At 65.8% G+C, this 20,489-nt stretch carries 17 protein-coding genes; 12 read left to right on the plus strand and 5 right to left on the minus strand.

Features of this window, described 5'->3' with window-relative positions; all coding sequences use genetic code 11:
• Positions 1–39 precede the first annotated feature (39 nt).
• Positions 40–867, minus strand: a complete 828-nt coding sequence (locus ACHL_RS04870; protein WP_015936184.1) for an endonuclease domain-containing protein — start codon at positions 865–867, stop codon at positions 40–42.
• A gap of 289 nt (positions 868–1,156) precedes the next feature.
• Here ACHL_RS04870 and speB point away from each other — a divergent pair, with 289 nt between their 5' ends.
• The 10 genes from speB (at position 1,157) to ACHL_RS04920 (ending at position 15,179) form a co-directional block, all read left to right on the plus strand.
• Positions 1,157–2,221: an agmatinase gene (gene speB, locus ACHL_RS04875; protein WP_015936185.1), complete on the plus strand. Its 1,065-nt coding sequence runs from the start codon at positions 1,157–1,159 to the stop codon at positions 2,219–2,221.
• 6 nt (positions 2,222–2,227) lie between these two features.
• Positions 2,228–3,919 (plus strand): thiamine pyrophosphate-binding protein, encoded by a 1,692-nt coding sequence (locus ACHL_RS04880; RefSeq protein WP_015936186.1) that lies wholly within the window; start codon positions 2,228–2,230, stop codon positions 3,917–3,919.
• Between the two features lie 161 nt (positions 3,920–4,080).
• A complete protein-coding gene (locus tag ACHL_RS04885) occupies positions 4,081–4,578 on the plus strand; it encodes a MarR family winged helix-turn-helix transcriptional regulator (protein WP_015936187.1) in 498 nt (165 codons plus the stop codon).
• Positions 4,571–6,784: an MDR family MFS transporter gene (locus ACHL_RS04890; protein WP_015936188.1), complete on the plus strand. Its 2,214-nt coding sequence runs from the start codon at positions 4,571–4,573 to the stop codon at positions 6,782–6,784. The genes ACHL_RS04885 and ACHL_RS04890 overlap by 8 nt, the downstream gene beginning before the upstream one ends.
• 183 nt (positions 6,785–6,967) lie before the next feature.
• Positions 6,968–8,701, plus strand: coding sequence for an ABC transporter ATP-binding protein (locus ACHL_RS04895; RefSeq protein ID WP_015936189.1), 1,734 nt, complete (start codon positions 6,968–6,970; stop codon positions 8,699–8,701).
• Positions 8,698–10,773, plus strand: coding sequence for an ABC transporter ATP-binding protein (locus tag ACHL_RS04900; protein ID WP_015936190.1), 2,076 nt, complete (start codon positions 8,698–8,700; stop codon positions 10,771–10,773). Before ACHL_RS04895 ends, ACHL_RS04900 begins: the two co-directional genes overlap by 4 nt.
• Positions 10,774–10,820: 47 nt before the next feature.
• Positions 10,821–11,237, plus strand: a complete 417-nt coding sequence (locus tag ACHL_RS04905) for an acyl-CoA thioesterase (RefSeq protein WP_015936191.1) — start codon at positions 10,821–10,823, stop codon at positions 11,235–11,237.
• Between the two features lie 64 nt (positions 11,238–11,301).
• Positions 11,302–11,559: a membrane protein gene (locus ACHL_RS04910; RefSeq protein WP_015936192.1), complete on the plus strand. Its 258-nt coding sequence runs from the start codon at positions 11,302–11,304 to the stop codon at positions 11,557–11,559.
• A gap of 109 nt (positions 11,560–11,668) precedes the next feature.
• A complete protein-coding gene (locus ACHL_RS04915) occupies positions 11,669–13,900 on the plus strand; it encodes an McrB family protein (RefSeq protein ID WP_015936193.1) in 2,232 nt (743 codons plus the stop codon).
• The gene (locus ACHL_RS04920; RefSeq protein ID WP_015936194.1) at positions 13,887–15,179 is read left to right on the plus strand and encodes a 5-methylcytosine restriction system specificity protein McrC; all 1,293 of its coding nucleotides are present in this window, start codon (positions 13,887–13,889) and stop codon (positions 15,177–15,179) included. Before ACHL_RS04915 ends, ACHL_RS04920 begins: the two co-directional genes overlap by 14 nt.
• A 12-nt stretch (positions 15,180–15,191) precedes the next feature.
• Here ACHL_RS04920 and ACHL_RS04925 read toward each other — a convergent pair whose 3' ends face one another.
• Positions 15,192–16,847, minus strand: a complete 1,656-nt coding sequence (locus ACHL_RS04925; RefSeq protein ID WP_015936195.1) for a sensor histidine kinase — start codon at positions 16,845–16,847, stop codon at positions 15,192–15,194.
• A 94-nt stretch (positions 16,848–16,941) separates the two neighbouring features.
• Between ACHL_RS04925 and ACHL_RS04930 the strand changes: the two genes are divergently transcribed.
• Entirely contained in the window at positions 16,942–17,706 is a 765-nt protein-coding gene (locus ACHL_RS04930) for a response regulator transcription factor (protein WP_015936196.1), read from the plus strand.
• Here the strand turns inward: ACHL_RS04930 and ACHL_RS04935 are convergent.
• Complete coding sequence (locus ACHL_RS04935; protein WP_015936197.1) at positions 17,679–18,089, minus strand: Hpt domain-containing protein; 411 nt, start codon at positions 18,087–18,089, stop codon at positions 17,679–17,681. The genes ACHL_RS04930 and ACHL_RS04935 overlap by 28 nt on opposite strands.
• Positions 18,090–18,322: 233 nt before the next feature.
• Between ACHL_RS04935 and ACHL_RS04940 the strand changes: the two genes are divergently transcribed.
• Positions 18,323–19,537: a glycosyl hydrolase gene (locus ACHL_RS04940; protein ID WP_244266519.1), complete on the plus strand. Its 1,215-nt coding sequence runs from the start codon at positions 18,323–18,325 to the stop codon at positions 19,535–19,537.
• A 14-nt stretch (positions 19,538–19,551) separates the two neighbouring features.
• Here ACHL_RS04940 and ACHL_RS04945 read toward each other — a convergent pair whose 3' ends face one another.
• Positions 19,552–19,986, minus strand: coding sequence for a very short patch repair endonuclease (locus tag ACHL_RS04945; RefSeq protein ID WP_015936199.1), 435 nt, complete (start codon positions 19,984–19,986; stop codon positions 19,552–19,554).
• Positions 19,987–20,005: 19 nt separating this feature from the next.
• The gene (locus ACHL_RS04950; protein WP_015936200.1) at positions 20,006–20,440 is read right to left on the minus strand and encodes a pyridoxamine 5'-phosphate oxidase family protein; all 435 of its coding nucleotides are present in this window, start codon (positions 20,438–20,440) and stop codon (positions 20,006–20,008) included.
• Between the last annotated feature and the right edge of the window lie 49 nt (positions 20,441–20,489).

Raw genomic sequence — 20,489 nt, forward strand, 5'->3', positions numbered from 1 at the left:
GAGCGCCAAGGGGTGGCGGTAACTGGGCTGGAACGCACACTACCTGCGCCGGAACCGCTGTCCGGCCAGGACTGACCTGATTTCTTCCACGACCTGACCCGGGTTGAACCAGATGTGTTCGGGCATGTAGCGAAGGACGGCATAACCGTGGACGGCGGACAGGTTGTTGCGGGTCCTGTCCCGGAGCATGTCCTCCCGTTTCGAGTGGAAAGCGAACCCGTCAATCTCCACGATCAGGAATCCGCCCAGCAGGAAATCCACCCGGCCTATCCCGGGCAGGAAGACCTGGGCGTCGTAGGTGATTCCGTGTGTCCGGAACAAGTGTTGGGCATCAACTTCCACAATCGACTCTGCGCGGAGATCGAGTTCTCTCAAGATTCTGCGTGCGGGGCCGGAGCGGTCGGCCTGGAGCCGGGAGGCCAGCAGTTCGCGCGGGACGCCATGCAACCTGATGGCCGACGTCGCGATTGCCGTTGAGGCCGGCGGCGCCAGGCAGCCCAAAGCGTGCAGCGCCACATCCTCCACGGCGGCCACGGGCAGCGAAGGGTGTCCCGGGAACCTCACGGTGCGGTGCCGGATGAAGCCGTTGCCGTGACCGTGGCGGCAGGCCAGATGCGGCTGCTCGGGCGGTGAACGGAGCCAGAGTCCGTTGAGGCCGGCGGCGCTGGCGCAGCTCAGCCTGCCGTTATGCAGGATCGCGGCAAGGAATGCTTTATCGCAATCGGGCAGGACGAAAACGCCGCGCCGGGGTTGGCTGGCGCCCGGCCCCGCGAGCCGTTGGAGGTCCCGTGGCGTGAAGCCCGCCCCAAGGAGTTGACCTGAGCGGGTTACGCCGCCTGACTGTCGAAGGTGTTCGAGGATGTCCATGAGCCCATTGGATGGTGTGCGCAGGGAGCGCGGAACCCGCTTTTGGGCGTATGTGGGCAGTCGCGGACCCGGGTGTCAGTGCCTTCCCTCCCAGTTACTTGCGCTGCGTTAGCTGTGAGGTGCCGGGATTGCGCGGTTCGCGGGTGGGGATGTGTCCCTAGTGTCGGCGGCAGCTGGGCAGGACCGCACGGCCCCCACGCCGAGAAGGTAAACACTTGGTGCGCATTGGAAAACCGCGGTGTATGATGACAGTCACACCAGCCCCTCACTCTTCGAAGGAGAAACCCGCATGGAAGAGCTGCGCATCGAAGCCAACGGCAACCTTGGACCCATCGACTCATCCCGGATTCCGCGTTACGCCGGAGCGGCCACGTTTGCGCGCCTTCCGCGGCTGGACCAGGTGGCCAAGGCAGACGTCACGGTGGTGGGCGTGCCCTTCGACTCAGGCGTCTCCTACCGGCCGGGTGCCAGGTTCGGGGCCAACCATGTCCGGGAAGCCAGCCGCCTGCTCCGCCCGTACAACCCGGCCTGGGACGTCAGCCCGTTCGAAAACATCCAGGTGGCCGACGCCGGGGACATGGCCGTCAACCCCTTCAATATCAATGAGGCCATCGAAACCATCCAGCAGAACGCCCTTGACCTCACCTCCGGCGGCAGCAAGCTGGTGACGCTCGGCGGCGACCACACCATCGCGCTGCCACTGCTTCGCGCCGCCGCCGAACGCGCCGGCGGCCCGATCGCCATGCTGCACTTCGACGCGCACCTGGACACCTGGGACACCTACTTCGGCGCTGAATACACCCACGGAACTCCGTTCCGCCGTGCCGTCGAGGAAGGCATCCTCGACACCGAGGCCATCAGCCACATCGGCACCCGCGGCCCGCTGTACGGTAAGAAGGACCTCGACGACGACCACCGCTTCGGTTTCGGCATCGTCACCTCGGCGGATGTCTACTACCAGGGCGTCCTGGAGACCGTGGCCAAGGTCCGTGACCGGATCGGCAACCGCCCCCTCTACATCTCGGTAGACATCGACGTCCTCGACCCGGCGCACGCACCCGGCACCGGAACCCCGGAAGCAGGCGGCATCACCAGCCGCGAACTCCTGGAAATCATCAGGGGCTTCCGCGGCATGAACCTGGTAGGCGCCGACGTCGTGGAGGTTGCCCCGGCCTACGACCACGCAGAAATCACCGGCGTCGCCGGAAGCCATGTGGCCTATGAGCTGGTGACGCTGATGGCGGACAGCGCCGTCCCGGGCGACCGCTTCGGTGCCCCGACCGGCTACGCCGCCCAGGCCCTCGGGCAGGAAGTCCGCCGGCCGGCAGGGTTCGCAGCAGCGGGCAAGGAGTAGGCGGCCATGATCGATTTCGATCCAGGGACTGCAGCCCCGACCAAGGGGACCGGTGCCCGCAACGGCGGGGACCTCGTCGTCGAGACCCTCGAGGCCCTGGGCGCGAAGACGGTCTTCGGCATTCCCGGCCAGCACGCGCTGGGCCTCTTCGACGCGATGGGCCGCGGCAACCTGCAGTTTGTCTCATCGCGGGTGGAAAACAACTCCGCGTTCGCCGCGGACGGGTATTCGCGTGCCACCGGTGAGGTGGGCGTCCTGTTCCTGTCGACCGGCCCCGGCGCTCTGACCTCGCTGGCCGGGCTGCAGGAGGCCTACGCCACCGGCGTGCCCATGGTGGTGGTGGCCAGCCAGATCCCGTTGGAGGGACTGGGGGCACGTCGCAAGGGCATGCTCCACCAGCTCGATGACCAGAAGGCATCCGCTGCCAACGTCACCAAGAGCCAGCGGCTGATCCAGCACGCCTCCGGCATCCCGTCGGCCATCCAGGATGCCTGGACCGAGGCGATTTCCTCGCCCCAGGGGCCGGTGTGGATCGAGATCCCGCAGAACGTCCTGCTGGATCCCATCATGGTTCCGCCGGTGGAGGACGCGCTGGCCGAGGCCGCGGACAACCCGCCGCGCGTCGAACTGGTCCGCGAAGCCGTGAAGTGGCTGCAGGAGGCCAGGCGCCCGGCGATCATTGCCGGCGGCGGCACCCGCCGCGGCGAGGCGGAGAAATCGCTGCTGTCCATTGCCGAGAAACTCCGTGCGCCGGTGATCTGCACCCCGGGCGGTAACGGCGCGTTCCCCTGGAACCACGAGCTGTCGTTGCAGTCATGGATTGAGGACCGGTACATGACCGACGTCCTCGAGGACGCGGACGTCCTGGTGGTCATCGGCTCATCCCTGGGTGAAGTTACATCCAATTACTTCACGTTCGAACCCCGCGGCCGAATCATCCAGATCGACGCCGAACCCCGCGTGCTGGAATCCAACCGGCCGGGCCTGGGCATCCGAGCCGACGCGGGCCAGGCACTGGCAGCCCTGGACGAAGCGCTGGCGCCCGCGGACGTCGCGGCTGACTGGCACGGTTCCACTCCTGAAGAACTGGTCAAGGAGTCCCTCGCAAAGGTAAGAGCCAGGCTGGAGTCCCAGGACCTCGCCAAGGAACTGGCGTTCATGGCCGACATCCGCGAAGCGGTTCCGGCGGACATGCAGACTTTTTGGGACATGACCATCGCCTCCTATTGGGGCTGGTCCTGCTGGGACTCCCGCGAGGGGCAGTTCCACTCAGCCCAGGGCGCCGGCGGCCTGGGCTACGGCTTCCCGGCTGCCATCGGGGCTGCGGTTGGCCTGGAAACCTTAGGAAAGCCCGGCCGGGTGCTGGCGGTGTCCGGCGACGGTTCCTCCATGTACTCCATTTCTGAGCTGGCCACGGCCAAGCAGCACAACGTCCCGGTCACCTGGCTGATCGTGGATGACGGCGGCTACGGCATCCTGCGCGAATACATGGTGGGCGCGTTCGGCAAAGCCACTGCCACCGAGCTCGCCCGCCCGGACTTCGTCAAGCTCGCCGAAGCGTTCGGCGTACCCGCCGTCAAAGTGGCCCCCGGGGATGTGGGGGACGCGCTTAAGGCAGGCTTCGCCGCCGACGGTCCCAACGTCGTCGTGGTTGAAACGCTCCTGAAAATGTTCGGACCCACACACCTGGGCGACTAGCAGCGCATCGTCGCAGCGACGCCCCCGCACCCCTGCACTGGCAGCGGTGCGGGGGCGTTTGCCGTTTAAGGACGCGTTCGACGGCGGCGGGAAAATTTGTTTCCCTAAGCAACCTTTTCCTGATACAGTTGCTTGCAGCAACTAATTCTTTAGGGAGGGTCATGTCTGTCGCACCGGCCACCGCCGCCGATCTCGTCGGCCATATCTTTGACCTCCAGCGCGCACTGCGCTGCGTCACCATGATCAATGTCAAGGGCCAGGGCACCGGCATCGCCCTCCAGGGCGTGCTCAAGTTCATCGGCGAAGGGGAAACCCGCGCGGCGCACCTGGCTGAACGCCTGGGCGTCAGCCCGCCGGTGCTCAGCCGGCATATCGCGGAGCTTGCCGACGCCGGCCTGGTGGTCAGGACTCCGGATCCGGACGATGGCAGGGCCCAGCTGCTGGCCCTCTCACCGCGGGGCAAGGAGAAACTTGCGGAGCTCATCCGGCACCGGGCCGAGACACTGCAGGGCTACCTCTCCGACTGGAACGAAGACGATGCCATCGCCACAGCCGCGATGCTCAACAAACTGACAGCCTCACTGAAGAATTCCATCCGGGCAAGGGCGGCCGGAACCACCACCGAACACCAGACCATGCAGGAGTCCCTCAATGGCTAACGTCACCGCCGCCGCGGACCTGGAGGAGCGCCACCGCGAACGCTCTGCCAAACAGGAATCACGGCAATCCAAGCGCCACGAACCCGGCGCACCCATGAACCACCGGCAGATCATGGAGGCCCTCACCGGCTTGCTCGCTGCCTTCTTCACCGCCATCCTCAGCAGCACCATTGTGGCCAACGCGCTGCCCACCATCATGTCCGAGCTCAAGGGCACCCAGACGGATTTCGCCTGGGTCATCACGGCGGCGCTGCTGGCCAACGCGGCCACCACCCCCATCTGGGGCAAGCTCGCAGACCTTTTCGACAAGAAGGTCCTGGTCCAGCTGAGCATCGTGATCTTCGTGGCCGGCTCGGTCATGGCAGGGTTCTCGGAAAACATCCCGTTCCTGCTCACCGCCCGCGTGATCCAGGGCATCGCCATGGGTGGCCTCACCGCGTTGGCGCAGGCAATCATCGGCTCCATCATCCCGCCCCGCGAACGTGGCAAGTACTCCGGATACATGGGCGCCGTCATGGCCGTCGGTACCGCAGGTGGCCCCCTGCTGGGCGGCTTCATCGTGGACAGCTCGCTGGGCTGGCGCTGGACCTTCTTCGTCTGTGTGCCGCTCGCCGTCGTCGCCCTGATCCTGCTCCAAATCACGCTGAAGATCCCCCACGTCAAGCGGCCCGCCAAAATCGACTGGCTTGGTGCCATCCTGCTGACCTCCGGCGTCAGCCTGCTCCTGATCTGGGTATCCTTCGCCGGCAAGGCCGACTACTACGACTGGTGGTCCTGGCAGTCGGCACTGATGGTGGGCGGCGGCGTCCTCCTGCTGGCCCTGCTGGTGCTGGTTGAGTCCAAGGTGTCCGCACCGATCATCCCGTTGAAGATCATCTCCGACCGCACCACCGCTTTGGCCATCGTTGCATCAGTGGCCGTTGGCGTTGCCATGTTCGGTTCGTCAACCTTCCTGGGCCAGTACTACCAGGTGGCCCGCGGCGCCACGCCCACCGAGGCTGGCCTGCTGACCCTGCCCATGATCGCCGGCAACCTTGTCGGCTCGGTGGTTTCGGGCCAGCTGATCAGCCGCTACGGCAAGTGGAAGGGCTTCCTTATCGGCGGTACCGTCCTGCTGATCGGCGGCCTGGCGATGGCCGGCACCATGGACCACACCACCGAACTCTGGCTGACCGGTATCTACACGGGCATCTTCGGCATCGGCCTCGGCATGCTCATGCAGAACCTGGTCCTCGCCGTCCAGAACACGGTCCGTGCCCAGGACATCGGCTCCGCCAGTGCTTCCGTTGCCTTCTTCCGCTCCGTCGGCGGCGCCATCGGCGTCTCCGTGCTGGGCGCCGTCATGGCCAACCACGTCAAGGACCTGGCCACGGACGGACTGACGAAGCTCGGCATCGAGTCCACCGGCAACAGCGGTGCGACGCTGGACCTCAAGGACCTGCCCGCCCCCATCGCCGACGTCATGCGGGCCGCTTATGGTGACGCCACTGCCGGGATCTTCATGATCTCCGCCGTCGTCGCCGTGGTTGCCCTGATCGCAGTCCTCTTCATCAAGGAAGTGCCGCTCCGCAAGACCGTGGACATCACTCCTGAAAAGGCCCTGGAGGCCAACGCCGCCGGCGAAGCGGGAATGACCGCCATGACCGGGCAGCTGCCCGTGGTTTCCGCCGAGGGTCCCCGCGACGCGGACAGTGGATACAGCACCGCCTCTGCTGCCCGGCCGGCGGGAATCCACGCAGGTGCGGGGGCAGCAGCCGCGCCGGCAAAGACGTACGACGGCGGCAGGGCGGCGGCCGCAGCCGCGTCCAGGTCCGTAGCTACGGAGGACTTCGAGGAGGCTTTTGCCCGGACGTTCGGCAGCGAAGGGCTGGACCTGCGGTCCGCCGACTCTGTGGAAAAGGCTGCCGACGCCGTCGCCAGTGCCGCCGACACCCTCCGGAAGCTGCAGGACACTCAGCACCTGCTGGCCCGGCAGCAGGCCGAACTGGGCGGACTGGTGCTGGACATCCAGGAGCAGCTGCGGTCCCAGCGGGACCTCGCCGCCCAGCAGGAAGCGACGGCAGCTGAACTCCGCAGGGTCCAGCGGAAGCTGCTCAAGGAACGCAAGCTGCAGGCTGCCGCAGCCCTGTACCTTGCCGGGCGCGGCAAGCACAGTGCCGCAAACCCGCCGTCCGCAGCACCCACCGGGACCCCCGGGGACCAGTAAGGCACTGCGCGCACCAGCCATGCGTAAGGAACAGGGCCGCCGCCCGCATCCGGACATCAATCCGGGCACGGGCGGCGGCCCTGTTTTCGTAGGGGGCGCTGCGGATGCCGGCAGCGTTAACCGGAGCGAAAAGGTGGATTAAATGGGACTCCAATGTCAGTGGGCAACACTAGAGTTGAAACCATGCTCCTTACGCTCATACGGCGCTACTCCAAACCGTATTCTCCCTACATCGCCGCCGTCATTATCTTCCAGCTCGCGTCCACCATCGCGGCCCTTTACCTGCCCAGCCTGAACGCACGGATCATCGATGAAGGCGTCACCAGGGGAGACACCGACTTCATCTGGCGCACCGGTGCCGTGATGCTGCTGGTGGCCTTTGCCCAGGTGGCTGCCGCCATCGCCGGGGTCTACTTCGGTTCAAAGACGGCCATGGCCCTGGGCCGCGACCTGCGCCGGGCCGTGTTCCGGAAAGTCACCAGCTTCTCCGCCAAGGACGTCAACGCATTCGGCGCCCCCACGCTGATCACCCGTGGCACCAATGATGTGCAGCAGGTGCAGATGCTGGTGTTGATGGGCCTGAACTTCATGGTGGCCACTCCCATCATGTGCATCGGCGGCATCATCATGGCGCTGCGTGAGGACATCAACCTGTCCTGGCTGGTGTGGGTTTCCGTCCCGCTGCTGACCGTGGTGGTGGGGTACCTCGTGGTCCGGCTCATGCCCCTGTTCAGGTCGATGCAGAAGAAGATCGACCGCATCAACGCGGTGCTCCGCGAACAGATCATCGGCATCAGGGTGGTCCGGGCGTTCGTCCGGGAACCGTATGAGACCGGCCGGTTCGGCGAAGCCAACAAGGAGCTCACCGATGTTTCGCTGAAGATCGGTGCCCTGTTTGTCCTCATGTTCCCCGCCATCAGCATGATCCTGCACCTGTCCACGGCCGCGGTGCTGTGGTTCGGCGGCCAGCGGGTCGATTCGGGTGACATGCAGGTGGGCGCCCTGACAGCGTTCCTCCAGTACCTGCTCCAGATCCTGGTGGCCGTCATGATGGGCACGTTCATGGCCATGATGATCCCGCGTGCCTCTGTCTGTGCGGACCGCATCGGCGAGGTGCTCGACGTCGAGCCCTCCATCCACGATCCCGAACGCCCGGTAGCCCCCTCGGAGCTCAGCGGCGTGGTGGAATACCGCAACGTCACGTTCGCCTACCCGGGCGCCGAGTCCCCGGTGCTGAGCAACATCAGCTTCACCGCCCGGCCGGGCCAGACCATCGCGATCATCGGTTCCACCGGTGCGGGCAAGACCAGCCTGCTCTCGCTGCTGCCACGTCTCTACGACGCCGCGGAAGGCGAGGTCCTTTTGGACGGTGTCCCCGTCAACAACCTTGACCACGCCGAGATCACCAAGCGCGTGGCGCTCGTGCCCCAACGGCCCTACCTCTTCTCCGGCACCATCGAGCACAACCTGCGCTTCGGCAAGACCGACGCCACGGACCAGGAACTCTGGGAAGCGTTGCGGGTGGCGCAGGGAGAATCGTTCGTCCGGGAAAAGTCCAAGGCGCTCGAATCCCGGATCTCCCAGGGCGGCACGAACGTCTCCGGCGGGCAGCGCCAGCGGCTCTGCATCGCCCGGGCCCTGGTGACCAAACCCCGGGTCTACCTCTTCGACGACTCGTTCTCGGCATTGGACGTTGCCACGGATGCCAGACTCCGTGCCGCCCTCAAGGACACCACTGCCGACGCGACGGTCATCATCGTGGCCCAGCGCGTTTCCACCATCACCGAGGCGGACCAGATCCTGGTGCTGGACAACGGCCGGATCGTGGACCGCGGAACGCATGAGGAACTCCTGGAAACCTCACCCACCTACCAGGAAATTGTTGAATCGCAGCTGAGCGTGGAGGAAATGGCATGAGCCCCCGCAAGAAAGACTCCGCGAAAAACGGGCAGGACGCCGGGCCCGCAAAGGGCACCGGCGGCTCCGCTGAAAACGCGGTGGTGGAGGACGACGACTTCTACGAGGAGGAGTTCACGCCCTCCGAAGCCGACGGCGATATGTTCGGCGGCATGCCCGCCAAGAAGGCCCAGCACTTCTGGCCGTCGGCCAAACGGCTGATGGGCCTGCTGAGGCCCGAATCCCTGGGCATCTCCGTAGTGGTGGCCATGGTGGTGGTGGCCGTGGTGCTCAACGTCATCGCCCCCAAAATCCTCGGCCAGGCCATGGACGTCATTTTCGGCGGTGTGGTGGGCAAGCAACTGCCGGCCGGTGTGAGCAAGGACCAGTTCGTGGAGGGGCTGCGCCAACAGGGCCAGGACAACTTTGCGGACATGGTCTCCCGGATGGAACTCGTGCCCGGCACCGGAATCGACTTCAACAAGCTGACCATGCTCATCGCCGTGGTCCTGCTGATGTACTTCGTGGCCAACATCTTCCTGTGGCTGCAGGGCTACGTCCTGAACCGCATCGTCATGAAGGTGATCCGCAAGCTCCGCGACGACACCGAGAAGAAGCTCAACCGCCTCCCGCTGAACTACTTCGACACCCGCCAGCGCGGCGACGTGCTCTCCAGGGTGACTAACGACGTCGACAACATCCAGCAGGCGCTCCAGCAGGCCTTCGCGCAGCTGATCAACTCCCTGCTGACAGTGGTGGGCATCGTCATCATGATGTTCATCGTCTCCTGGCAGCTGGCATTGATCGCCTTGGTAGCCCTGCCGCTGTCCGGCGTCGCAGCAGGCTTCATCGGCGTGCGGAGCCAGAAGCTCTTTGCGGCGCAGTGGAAGAACACCGGCATGCTGAACGGGCAGATCGAGGAATCCTTCTCCGGCCATGACCTCGTCCGGGTCTTCGGCCGCGAGGCGGACATGCTCGACCGGTTCGACGAGCGCAACGAAGCCCTGTACAAGGCCAGCTTCGGCGCACAGTTCGTCTCCGGCATCATCTTCCCGGTGATGCAGTTCGTGTCCTACCTCAGCTATGTGGGCATCGCCGTTGTGGGCGGCTTGCGCGTCGCCTCCGGCTCCATGTCGCTCGGCGACGCCACGGCCTTCATCCAGTACTCCCGCGAATTCACGCAGCCGCTGGGGCAGATGGCCGGCATGGCCAACATGCTCCAGTCCGGTGTGGCCTCAGCCGAGCGGGTGTTCGAGTTCCTCGACGCCGACGAACAGGACGCGGAAACCGCAACGGAGCACCTGCCGGCCAGGACCGATGGCCACGTGGAATTCCGGGACGTCACGTTCAGCTACACCGAAGACCGGCAGCTCATCGAGAACCTGTCCTTCACTGCTGAGCCGGGAAACACCGTGGCCATCGTGGGACCCACGGGCGCCGGAAAGACCACCCTGGTGAACCTGGTGATGCGCTTCTACGAGCTCAACTCCGGTTCCATCACCCTGGACGGCGTGGACGTGACGCACCTTAGCCGGTCCGAACTCCGCTCCAAGGTTGGCATGGTGCTGCAGGACGCCTGGCTGTTCGGTGGGTCCATCTACGACAACATCCGTTACGGCAACCTCGACGCCACCGAAGAGCAGGTCATGGCCGCCGCCAAGGCCACGTTCGTGGACCGCTTCGTCCGCGCCCTGCCCGAGGGCTACAACACGGTGATTGACGAGGAAGGCAACAACGTCAGTGCCGGCGAAAAGCAGCTGATCACCATTGCCCGGGCCTTCGTGGCCAACCCGTCACTGCTGATCCTGGACGAAGCAACCAGCTCGGTGGACACCCGCACAGAGCTGCTGGTGCAGAAGGCCATGGCCGCACTCCGGTCGGACCGCACCAGCTTCGTGATTGCGCACCGGCTCTCCACCATCCGCGACGCCGACACCATCCTGGTCATGGAGAACGGCAAGATCGTGGAGCAGGGCAACCACAAGGTCCTGCTTGCGGCCGGAGGAGCCTACCACCGCCTGTACATGTCCCAGTTCGCCGGGGCCGACGCCGGTGACGTGCCGGTGGACGATTCGACGGCGGTGCACAGCTGAGCGCGCACGACGGGAACGGCGGGCAGCGGATCGAAGTCCCCGTTCCCATGCGCTGGGGCGACATGGACGCCTACGGGCACATCAACAACGTCCAGATCGTCCGCATGCTTGAAGAAGCGCGGATCGGTGCCTTCGGTCCGCCCCGGGGAGCAGGCCTGCCCGGCGTCCAGCCGCAGGTTTCGCTGTTCAACGATGTCCCGGACGGCATCATGGCCCTGGTGGTGGACCACAAGATCCGCTACGTGCGGACCCTGGAATACCGCAACGTCCCGGCCGTGGTGCAGGTATGGATCGGTGCCGTCAAAGGCGCCAGCTTCGACATCCACTACCTGGTCCAGGACCCCGTCACAGGGGAGGACTGCGTCAAGGCCAGCAGCCACCTTGCCTTCGTGGACGAGGCCACCGGGCGGGTGCAGCGGCTCACACCGGAACAGAAGGAACGCATGGCGCCGTACAGGCACTAAGCCCCTGGACAGCACCCCACGGGGCACACTGGACTGGAATTACACCACAGCGAAAGGAAGCCAGATGGGCAAGAACAAGACCCGCGTCGCCAGGAAGAAGAAGACCTGGAAGGAGATGTCGCCGTCGTCCAAGGCAGGCACCATCATCGTGGCCATCGTCCAGCTCTCGATGCTGGTAGCGGCGCAGCGGGATATCTCGAAGCGGCCGGCGGCACTGATCAACGGGCCCAAGGGCGCCTGGCGGGCGGCATCCTTCATCAACTTCGTCGGTCCCATGGGGTACTTCATCTTCGGGCGAAAGCGGTCCGCTCCGCGCACGTAAGGTCCCGGGCTAACGGCCAGGAGCTGTCCGGCGGGAACCGGGCGGCTCCTGGCCGGGCGGCCAAGCGGCTTTGAGCAGGCGCCCAGTTAGACCCTGTAAATTTGAATCCATGACCCCCGCCTCCACTGCTGCCATGACCCGCGCCCTCGGCATCTCAAAGGAGATCGAGGACGCAGCATGGTTTGTCCTGGGCCCGGGGCTGCAGGGAAAACCATCGGCCCTGGACGGGCGGACACTGACCTGGACCTCCGAGGCCGCCGCGGAACTGCTGGACCGCCTGGAACGGGGCACACCGGATCCCAAAGCGCCCATGATGACCAACCTCCGGCAGAACCTTGACGGCGCCTCCCGCGAAGCGAAGCAGCTCGCCGCCGAGCTTCTGTTCCTGCAGTCCCTGCCGCTGGCGCATGAGGTGAAATCGCTCAAGGTCAAGCGGGCCCGCGTGGCCGAGGCCGCCTCCTGGCTGGAGCCGCCCCTGGAACTGCCTGAAGAGCTCTATCAGGGCATGACGGACCACGGCGTAATCCGGGACCGCACGGCCGAGTTCAACTGGACCATCTGGGACCACCTCCGGTGGCTGTGCCGGTTCGTGCAGCATGTGGACCAGCAGGCGCCCACCACCATCACCGCTGCGCTGCTGGACCCGCTGAAGTTCCACGCCCTGGCCGCCGGCACCCCGGCTGACCAGCCTGCCCTCCGGCGCAGCATCGAATTCCTGGCCTGGCCCAGCTACTTTGAACCCGTGGTGGCGGACGTGGAGCGGCAGGAAATCCGGGACGCCTTCGCCTCACTGGTGGGTGGCGCCAAGGGGGATTCCGAGGAGGACGTCACCGCGGACATCCACCGCATCCGCCTGCACCTCGATGAGCAAGCCGGCCAGCGCATCGACTGGTACGCCCGCCAGCTTGTCAGCCAGTGGCGCAAGGTGGGCGACCCCGGACGCCGCGCATGGCTGCTCCGGACGCACCACGACAACGCCGAGCTGCTCACCGCCTGGCAAGGTGAGGAAAAGGTGACACTCGACGTCGAACACCTCCGCCTGCTGGAGCCCGGCGTCACCGCCGGGCTGGTCCAGCATGCCGTGGACGAGGACTACAAGCACCTTGGCTACGTGGAGCGCGAGGACACCAAAACGGCCGTCTTTGCCTTCCTCACCGTCATGAAGCCCGGCGACCTGGTCCTGTACCAGCACGCGGGCACGGTCCGGCTGGGCGGCGTGCTGGGCGAACCGGAGTACAACGATGACAACCGGCGGCTGCGCCGGAAAGTGCGCTGGTTCGACGAAGGCCACGCCACCACCAGCCTGCCCCGGCACGTCCAGCGGCAGCTCGCCACCCCCGGCATCGTGGTGGACGCAACCCGCGTGGTGCAGGCGCTGCAGGCCCTCCTCCCGGCCGAAGCCGAGACTGAGCCTGACGCCGAAACGGAAGCCGCCGCCGTCGTGCAACCGCTCCAGGAGGGCTTCCGCCCGCTGAGGGCGGAGTTCGCGGCGTCCCTGCACATGGACCTCGACCCCCTGCAGGAAATCGCGGACCTGTTGGAGGAGAACCGGCAGCTGGTCCTGTACGGCCCGCCCGGCACCGGCAAGACGTACCTGGCCAAGCACCTGGCAGCGGAGCTGGCTGATGACACCACCGATGAGCGGGTCAAGCTGGTGCAGTTCCACCCCTCGTACGCCTACGAGGACTTCTTCGAGGGGTACCGGCCGGACAAAACGGACGAAGGCCAGGTCTCCTTCAAGCTGGTTGCCGGCCCGCTGCGCCGCCTCGCCGAGGAAGCTGCCAAGCCCGGCAACGAGAAAAAGCCGTACTTCCTGATCATCGACGAGATGAACCGCGCCAACCTGGCCAAGGTGTTCGGCGAGCTGTACTTCCTGCTCGAGTACCGGGACGACCGCATTTACCTGCAGTACAGCCCCAACGAGCCGTTCACGCTGCCGGACAACCTGTACATCATCGGCACCATGAACACTGCGGACCGGTCCATCGCCATGATGGATGCCGCCATCCGCCGCCGGTTCTCATTCATTGAGCTGCATCCGCAAACCGAACCCGTCAAGGGCTCGCTGCTCCGCTTCCTCGAGGCACGCGGGCTGGACACCACGCCGGCGCTGCTGCTGGACGCACTCAATGGGGCCATAGACGAATGGGACCGGGACCTGATGATCGGTCCGTCCTACTTCATGAAGCCGGCGGCGCAGACACCGGCCGGGCTGCGGCGGATCTGGAAGTACGAGCTTATGCCGCTGCTGGAGGAGCACTACCACGGCCAGCTGACCCGCGCGCAGCTGGAGGAACGGTTCGGGCTGGAGCAGTTGCTGGGACGCCTTGCGCTCCGCTGACCCCGCCAGGGCTTTCGCCCCGGTAGGCAACGCCGGCGGGCGCGGACCCGGAGGTGCCGCGCGGCACCTGGTGCTGGACGAACTGTCCCGGGGGATCGTGGAACGGCTGGATCCGGCCAGTGCCTCGTTCCTGAACTCGAGTGGATTGGCCAGGGCTACGCCCATGGGGATGGGGCTGTACCGGATCGAACCTGTGGGCAAAGTGGGTTCGGTGCGCACCTCGTCAGTGCAGTTGGACGTCCGTCCCAAGGACCGGCTGGGCCTTGGCCGGTTGCTGTTCCTCCTGAGTTATGCGGGGGAGCAGGGCTTCCGGCCGGACGCGGTGGCCGGCTTCGAGGAGCGGGAGCTGTGGAGTGCGCTGGCCGAGTCCCTGGCGCAGTTGGCCGAACGGGCGCTGGGACGCGGCGTCCTGCAGGGCTACCTCACCGTGGATGAATCCCTCCGCACGGTCAAGGGGCGCATCCGCATCTCGGACCAGATTTCCCGCCGGCCGGGCATGCTGGTCCCGCTGGAGGTCTCCTACGACGAATTCACCGAGGACATCGCCGAGAACCGGATCCTGCGGGCAGCCCTGGAACGCATGGGCCAGGTGCCGAGGGTCCGGCCCGAGGTGCTGAGCCGGCTGCGCCTCCTCAAAGGAAAGCTCGACGGCGTCACCCGGCTCCCGTCCGGCGCGCCGCTGCCGCCATGGAAGCCCAGCAGGATGAACCTCCGGTACCACCCGGTGCTGCGGCTGGCCGAGCTCATCCTCCGCAACGCGTCCGCAGAGGCAGGCCCGGGGCGGCAGCAGACGGCCGCGTTCGTGGTGGACATGGCCAGGGTTTTCGAGGACTTCGTGGGCACCGCACTGCGGGAAGCGATGGCCGCGTACCCCGGGGAACTGAGGCTCAGGTACAACGCGCTGCTGAGCGAAGCCGTACGGGACTCGGACCGCCTCACGGTGCAGCCTGACGCCGTGCACATGCTCGGTGGCCGTCCCGTGGTGGCCTACAACGCCAAGTACAAAGCCGCCACAGACTCCGGCGCTTCCCTCACCGCCGACCACTTCCAGATGCTTGCCCACTGCACGGCTTTGGCGGTGCCAACAGCGTGGCTGGTTTACGCCGGCTCCGGTGACATCAAGCTCCGCCGGATCCTGAACACGGACATCGACATCGTGGAGTTCCCGTTGGACCTCTCCCTGCCGCCCGCGGAGATTTTGGCCGCGGTGCAGGACCTGGCCCGGCAGTCCTGGGGCGAAGTGGTCCGGGTCTCAGCGGGCTCAACCAGCGGTGATTGAGCCCGTCGAAATCTAGACCGGCACCCGGAACGTAAAGGTGGTGCCCTGGCCCAGAGTGCTGTCCACGCTGATGGTCCCGCCGTGGGCTTCGACGATGGCCTTGCTGATGGGCAGCCCCAGCCCCACGCCCGGGATGGCCGTCCGGCGGACGTTGCTGGTGCGGAAGAACTTCGCGAAGACTTCCGAAGCGTCCTCGGGCGTCATCCCCATACCGGTGTCCGTCACGCGGCATTCGAGGTGGCCGTCGTCCCGGGCCAGGCTGACCAGGACGTTGCCGCCGTCGGGGGAGTACTTGATGGCGTTGGACACCAGGTTGTCCAGGACCTGGGAAATCCTGGCCCCGTCCACATGCGCCTCAAGCTGGTCCGGAGTCTCCGCCGCCAGCACCACGCCCGAGGCAGTGGCCTTGGGCAGTGCCGAGGAGACACTGGTGCGGACCAGTTCAGCGACGTCCACGGTGTGCGGGGAGACGATCAGCTGCCCGTTGCGGCTGGCAAGCAGGTCCGAGACCAGCGTCAGCAGACGCTCGGAGTTCCGGCGGATGATTTCGAGCATCTCCTCCTGGGATTCCTCCGGTTCGTCGGCCAGCAGGATTTCCACATACCCGAGGATGGACGTCAGCGGTGTGCGGAACTCGTGGGAAACGCTGGAGACGAAGTCATCCTTCGCGGCGAGGGCGTTCACCAGGTCCGTCACGTCGCTGAAGGCGATGACCGATCCGGCAAACGCGCCGTCGCTGTCCTTCATGGCCCGGGCGGTGGTGACGAAGGCGCGCTGGTCCCTGCCGTCGCCCAGCCACACGAGGTAATCCGTGAACGTTTCGCCCAGTACGGCGCGGCGTACGGGGCGGTCTTCCACCGGGATGAGGGTCTTCCTGTCCGGGCCGAACACCAGAAGCTGGGACTCGTTGGGGTCCGGGTTGTCCTTCGGGCTGGCCAGCAGGTGGTTGGCTCGCTGCTTCCGGTTCATCAGGACGTCGTGCCCGTCCGCGTCGACTGCCAGAACGCCAAGGTGGACTGTATCCAGGACGGTGTTCAGCAGGGACTCCTGCCGCTGGCTGGTGCGGAGGTTGGCCTGGAGCTGGGCGTCCTTGTCCTCCAGTTCGCGTTGCTGGCGCATCATGCTGAGCGTGAGGACGCTGACCGAGATCCCGATGCCGAGCATCATGACCGGCAGCAGCAGCGACCGGGTGAGGTCCTGCGCCGTAACGGCACCTTTCAGGAGCAGGGGAACCCAGATGATGGCCAGCGGCGCCAGGAAGGACAGCCACAGGGCGGTTTTGGGATAGTAGCCGGAGGCGCACAGCCAGATGACCGGGAAGACAGCCAGCAAGCTAATGCCGGTGAGGCTGTCCTGCCCGCCCTCCCGGCCCACTGCGATGGAGATGAAATCCAGCAGGGGGATGATCAGGAAGCTCGTGAAGGGAAGCCGCTCCCACGGAATCACGTAGCAAAGGCCCATGAGCACGAGCTGCGAGACGACGAACGACGCGAAAAGCGGATTGCCCATCGTTCCGGGGAAGAAAGCCCACACCAGGAACACCGTCAGCAGCGTGGTGATGAACAGCGGCATCTGGCTCATGGCCACGCGGTCCCGCAGGCTGTACTCGTGGAACTGGCGCCGGAAGAAGCGAAGCCCGCCGGACGACCATGCCACCGGGTTAGCCATTGACCTGGGACATTGGGGCGGACGCGTGCGAGACCATACCAGCAGGATATCCGCAGCCAGCTATACTTCTGACGTTGGCTGCTGAGGGGGCGCTATGAGTGATGCACGTGTGGGACTGGTCATCGAGGATGACCACGACATCCGGGAATTGGTTCGCACAGTGCTGACCCAGGCCGGATTTGATGTAACGGTAGCCAGCAGTGGCGCTGAAGGTGTCCTGGTGGCCAAGACCATCAGCCCTGACGTCATCACCCTGGACCTGGGCTTGCCGGACATCGACGGGTTCGAGGTTTCCCGGCAGATCCGCGAGTTCTCTGACGCCTACATTGTGATGCTCACGGCGCGCACGGAGGAGCTGGACACTCTGATCGGGCTTGAGTCCGGCGCCGACGACTACCTCACCAAGCCCTTCCGGCCCCGCGAACTGCGTGCCCGGGTGGCGGCCATGATGCGGCGCCCGCGATCGGCCGCAGAACCTGCGGACACCCCCGCGGAGATCCCGGCAGAGGCCGGCGGCCATCCGGAGCGGGGCAACTACAGCCACAACGGGCTGGAGCTCAGCTACGCCTCCCGGACTGTCCTGGTTGACGGCACGGAGATGAATCTGACGCGTACGGAATTCGAACTCCTGCACGCGCTGCTGGAAGCCGGACGGACGGTCCGGACCAAGTCGGACCTGGTGCGCCGGCTGCGGGACGAAGACTACGACGTCGGCAGCTACATCAGCGAGGCGGACGAACGTTCCGTCGAGGTCCACATGGGGAACCTGCGGAAGAAGCTTGGCGACTCGCCGCAGCAGCCGCGCTGGCTGCAGACCGTCCGCGGCGTCGGTTACAGGCTGGCACCCATCGCGCACTGAGCCTGCAGGCGGTGCGTGGTCTGGCGGCTGCACTGGGTGATGTTCCGCAGGAACGCGGCGGCCAGGCGGGGAAGTACGACGGCGGCGTCCGCCGCACGTGCCCCGGTGCGGATTTCGCTTTCAAGACTGGTTGCCAGTCCCGCCAGCCGTTCCGCGCCCACCATCTGGCTGGAGGTCTTCAGGCTCAGCACAGCGTCCACGGAGCCCTCCAGGTCTCCGGTGGTCAGGGCCAGCCGAAGCTTGCTGAGCCGCTGGGGCAGGCACTCGATGAAGTTCCCAACAAACACCTTGCTGTAGCCCCCGTCTTCTTCGAGTTCGTCCCGGAGACGGTCCAGCACTGACTGGTCCACCAGCGGCAGGGGGGCGTCATCCGAGGGGCTCACTGGGTTCCTTCCAGCTGACGTTTTTCAGTCCGGCAGCGCATCATCGGAGATTGGCGGGCGTGCAGTTTCAGGTTAGGACCGGCGCCCGGGGGCGGCACCGTTCCGGGGAAGAATTGTGGGTTTCTTGATGACACTGCGGCTGCCACATCCAATACTTGAGCCAGTGCTTTCCGCACTGGAACCTTGCGGCCGTGGCCGCCCGTCAGCTGGGATGGGTTGTGTTGGCAAAATCGTTGAAGAGGTTAGTCATTGCTGCGTTCGTGGGAGCCGGCCTGGTTCTTGCGGCTGTCCAACCGGCCGCGGCGGCCGCGGCTCCGGCAGCACGAATCGCGTTGAGCCCGGAGTCCGGTCCGGCGGGGTCCGCGGTGACAGTGGCCGGTACCGGGTTCAAGGCCGCCACCACCGGAACGGTGATCATCGGTTCGGCAACGTTCCCGTTCAAGACCAGTTCCACGGGCGCCTTCAGCACGGGCGTAACCATTCCGTCCAGGTCCACGGGCAACGTCACGGTGACAGCCAAGACCTCGTCGGTCAAGGCGTCCGCGGTCTTCGCCGTCCAGATAGCCGCCCCACAGCCACCGCCGGCCAGTAACGCGCTACTTCGGTTTGGCGCTGCGACCGTTGGGGGACCGCTTGCATCGGCGGAACTCGATGACGTGGCAACCCTGGCGGGGGAGAACCCCACCATGGTGCTTTCCTACAAGGACTTCCTTCAGGCTCCGCCGCTGGCCGAGCTGGACGCCGTCCAGGTGCGGGGCGCCACGCCGCTGGTTACGTGGGAGCCCTGGGCCTGGGGCGGCGGACTGGAACAGCCCGCCTACGCCCTGGACCGGATAGCCGCGGGCAACTTTGATGCCAGGATCCGCGAATGGGGTCAGGCGCTGGCGGCCTGGGGCAAGCCCGTGATGCTGCGCTTCGCCCATGAAATGAACGGCAACTGGTACCCCTGGGCGGAAGGCGTGAACGGCAACCAGACCGGAGACTATGTGGCTGCCTGGCGCCACGTGCACGACGTCGTTGCGTCCACCGGTGCGGACAACGTCCAGTGGGTGTGGTCCCCGAACGTTCCCTACTGGGGCTCCACGGACCTTGCCGGACTCTACCCCGGCGCGGACTACGTGGACATTGTTGCCCTGGACGGCTACAACTGGGGCAGCTCCCAGCCCTGGAGCAGTTGGGTGGCTCCGCAGGACCTGTTTGGCCCGGGCATTGCCCAGTTGCGGGAACTCGCGGCGGGCAAGCCCATCCTGATTGCGGAGGTGGCGTCCAGCGAGCAGGGCGGGTCCAAGGCCTCCTGGAATACGGCGCTGGTGTCCTACCTTTCCGCGCAGCCGGACGTGATGGGCTTCGTCTGGTTCCACCTCCAGAAGGAAACAGACTGGCGCATCAACAGCAGCGAGGCTTCCGCGGCCGCGTTCAAGTCGGCACTGGCTGCCCGGAGGACTTAGCGGGACAGATCTACTCAAGTCCGCGGCTGGGTTTCAAGGAACTGCACCAGCTGCGACTCGAGCGCGGAGCTGTCCTTGAGTTCGCATTCCCAGATGGTGAGGACCTCCCAGCCGGCATCCTCAAGCTGGCGGCGCTGCCCGGCGTCACGTTCCCTGGTGCGGTTCCGCTTGTCAGCCCAGAAGCCCGCATTGGCTTTGGGGGCATGCTGGCCGACGCGGCAGTCGTGGAAGTGCCAGAAGCAGCCATTGACGAAGATGACTTTATGGCGGCCGGCGAAAACGAGGTCCGGATTGCCCGGCAGCTTGCCCCCGCGGGCGGCGCCGTGGAGCCGGTAACGGTAGCCTTTCGCGTGCAGGAGCCTGCGCACCAGGAGCTCCGGCTTGGTGTTCTTGCCCCGGATGCGGGACATGTTCCAGCTGCGCTGCTCGGGAGTGAGCCTGTCCGCCATGCTTCCAGTCTAGGAGCGCCTAGATCTCCCGCTCAGGCTGCTCTCCGAAGTTGAAGTGCCGCCCGCTGACGGAGCTGGGATCGATCTCCACGTAGAAGTCCTTAAGCGTGGGAACCCAGGTCTTCAGCCCGAGCGCCTCAACCTTTTCCAACTCCGCGGAATTGCTCAGCACGCGGGCGCTGCCGCGAAGGACCACGGACCACGCCTGGTCCGAGAGGATGCCGTCCGTTTCGAAGAGCACCTTGGAGTTGATGGTCAGCTGTGCCAGCTTGTTGCCCGGTGCTGTCCTCAGGTAGATCTTCCTGCCTGCCGTGACGTAGTTGACCGGGAAAATGTCAGGTTCGCCCGCAACGGAAACCACCAGCCTGCCGTGCTTGGTGCCCTCCAGGAGTTCCCAGGACTGCTCGTCGGTGAGTTCGAGAACGGGTTGCCCATCTGCGTGTTCAAACATCATGCAGCCATTCTTCTACGGCTTGTAGAAAAGCGCTAGGGGGTGGTAGCTG

The sequence above is a fragment of the Pseudarthrobacter chlorophenolicus A6 genome, from assembly GCF_000022025.1.
GTDB classification, from domain to species: Bacteria; Actinomycetota; Actinomycetes; order Actinomycetales; family Micrococcaceae; genus Arthrobacter; species Arthrobacter chlorophenolicus.

Excerpts from the sequence above, each read along its gene's own strand:
- ACHL_RS04925 (WP_015936195.1), bottom strand. The coding sequence starts at position 16,847 with ATGGCTAACCCGGTGGCATGGTCGTCCGGCGGGCTTCGCTTCTTCCGG.
- ACHL_RS04930 (WP_015936196.1), top strand. The coding sequence starts at position 16,942 with ATGAGTGATGCACGTGTGGGACTGGTCATCGAGGATGACCACGACATC.
- ACHL_RS04870 (WP_015936184.1), bottom strand. The coding sequence starts at position 867 with ATGGACATCCTCGAACACCTTCGACAGTCAGGCGGCGTAACCCGCTCA.
- ACHL_RS04950 (WP_015936200.1), bottom strand. The coding sequence starts at position 20,440 with ATGATGTTTGAACACGCAGATGGGCAACCCGTTCTCGAACTCACCGAC.
- ACHL_RS04905 (WP_015936191.1), top strand. The coding sequence starts at position 10,821 with ATGCGCTGGGGCGACATGGACGCCTACGGGCACATCAACAACGTCCAG.
- ACHL_RS04910 (WP_015936192.1), top strand. The coding sequence starts at position 11,302 with ATGGGCAAGAACAAGACCCGCGTCGCCAGGAAGAAGAAGACCTGGAAG.
- ACHL_RS04915 (WP_015936193.1), top strand. The coding sequence starts at position 11,669 with ATGACCCCCGCCTCCACTGCTGCCATGACCCGCGCCCTCGGCATCTCA.
- ACHL_RS04895 (WP_015936189.1), top strand. The coding sequence starts at position 6,968 with ATGCTCCTTACGCTCATACGGCGCTACTCCAAACCGTATTCTCCCTAC.
- ACHL_RS04885 (WP_015936187.1), top strand. The coding sequence starts at position 4,081 with ATGTCTGTCGCACCGGCCACCGCCGCCGATCTCGTCGGCCATATCTTT.
- ACHL_RS04945 (WP_015936199.1), bottom strand. The coding sequence starts at position 19,986 with ATGGCGGACAGGCTCACTCCCGAGCAGCGCAGCTGGAACATGTCCCGC.
- speB (WP_015936185.1), top strand. The coding sequence starts at position 1,157 with ATGGAAGAGCTGCGCATCGAAGCCAACGGCAACCTTGGACCCATCGAC.
- ACHL_RS04900 (WP_015936190.1), top strand. The coding sequence starts at position 8,698 with ATGAGCCCCCGCAAGAAAGACTCCGCGAAAAACGGGCAGGACGCCGGG.
- ACHL_RS04890 (WP_015936188.1), top strand. The coding sequence starts at position 4,571 with ATGGCTAACGTCACCGCCGCCGCGGACCTGGAGGAGCGCCACCGCGAA.
- ACHL_RS04880 (WP_015936186.1), top strand. The coding sequence starts at position 2,228 with ATGATCGATTTCGATCCAGGGACTGCAGCCCCGACCAAGGGGACCGGT.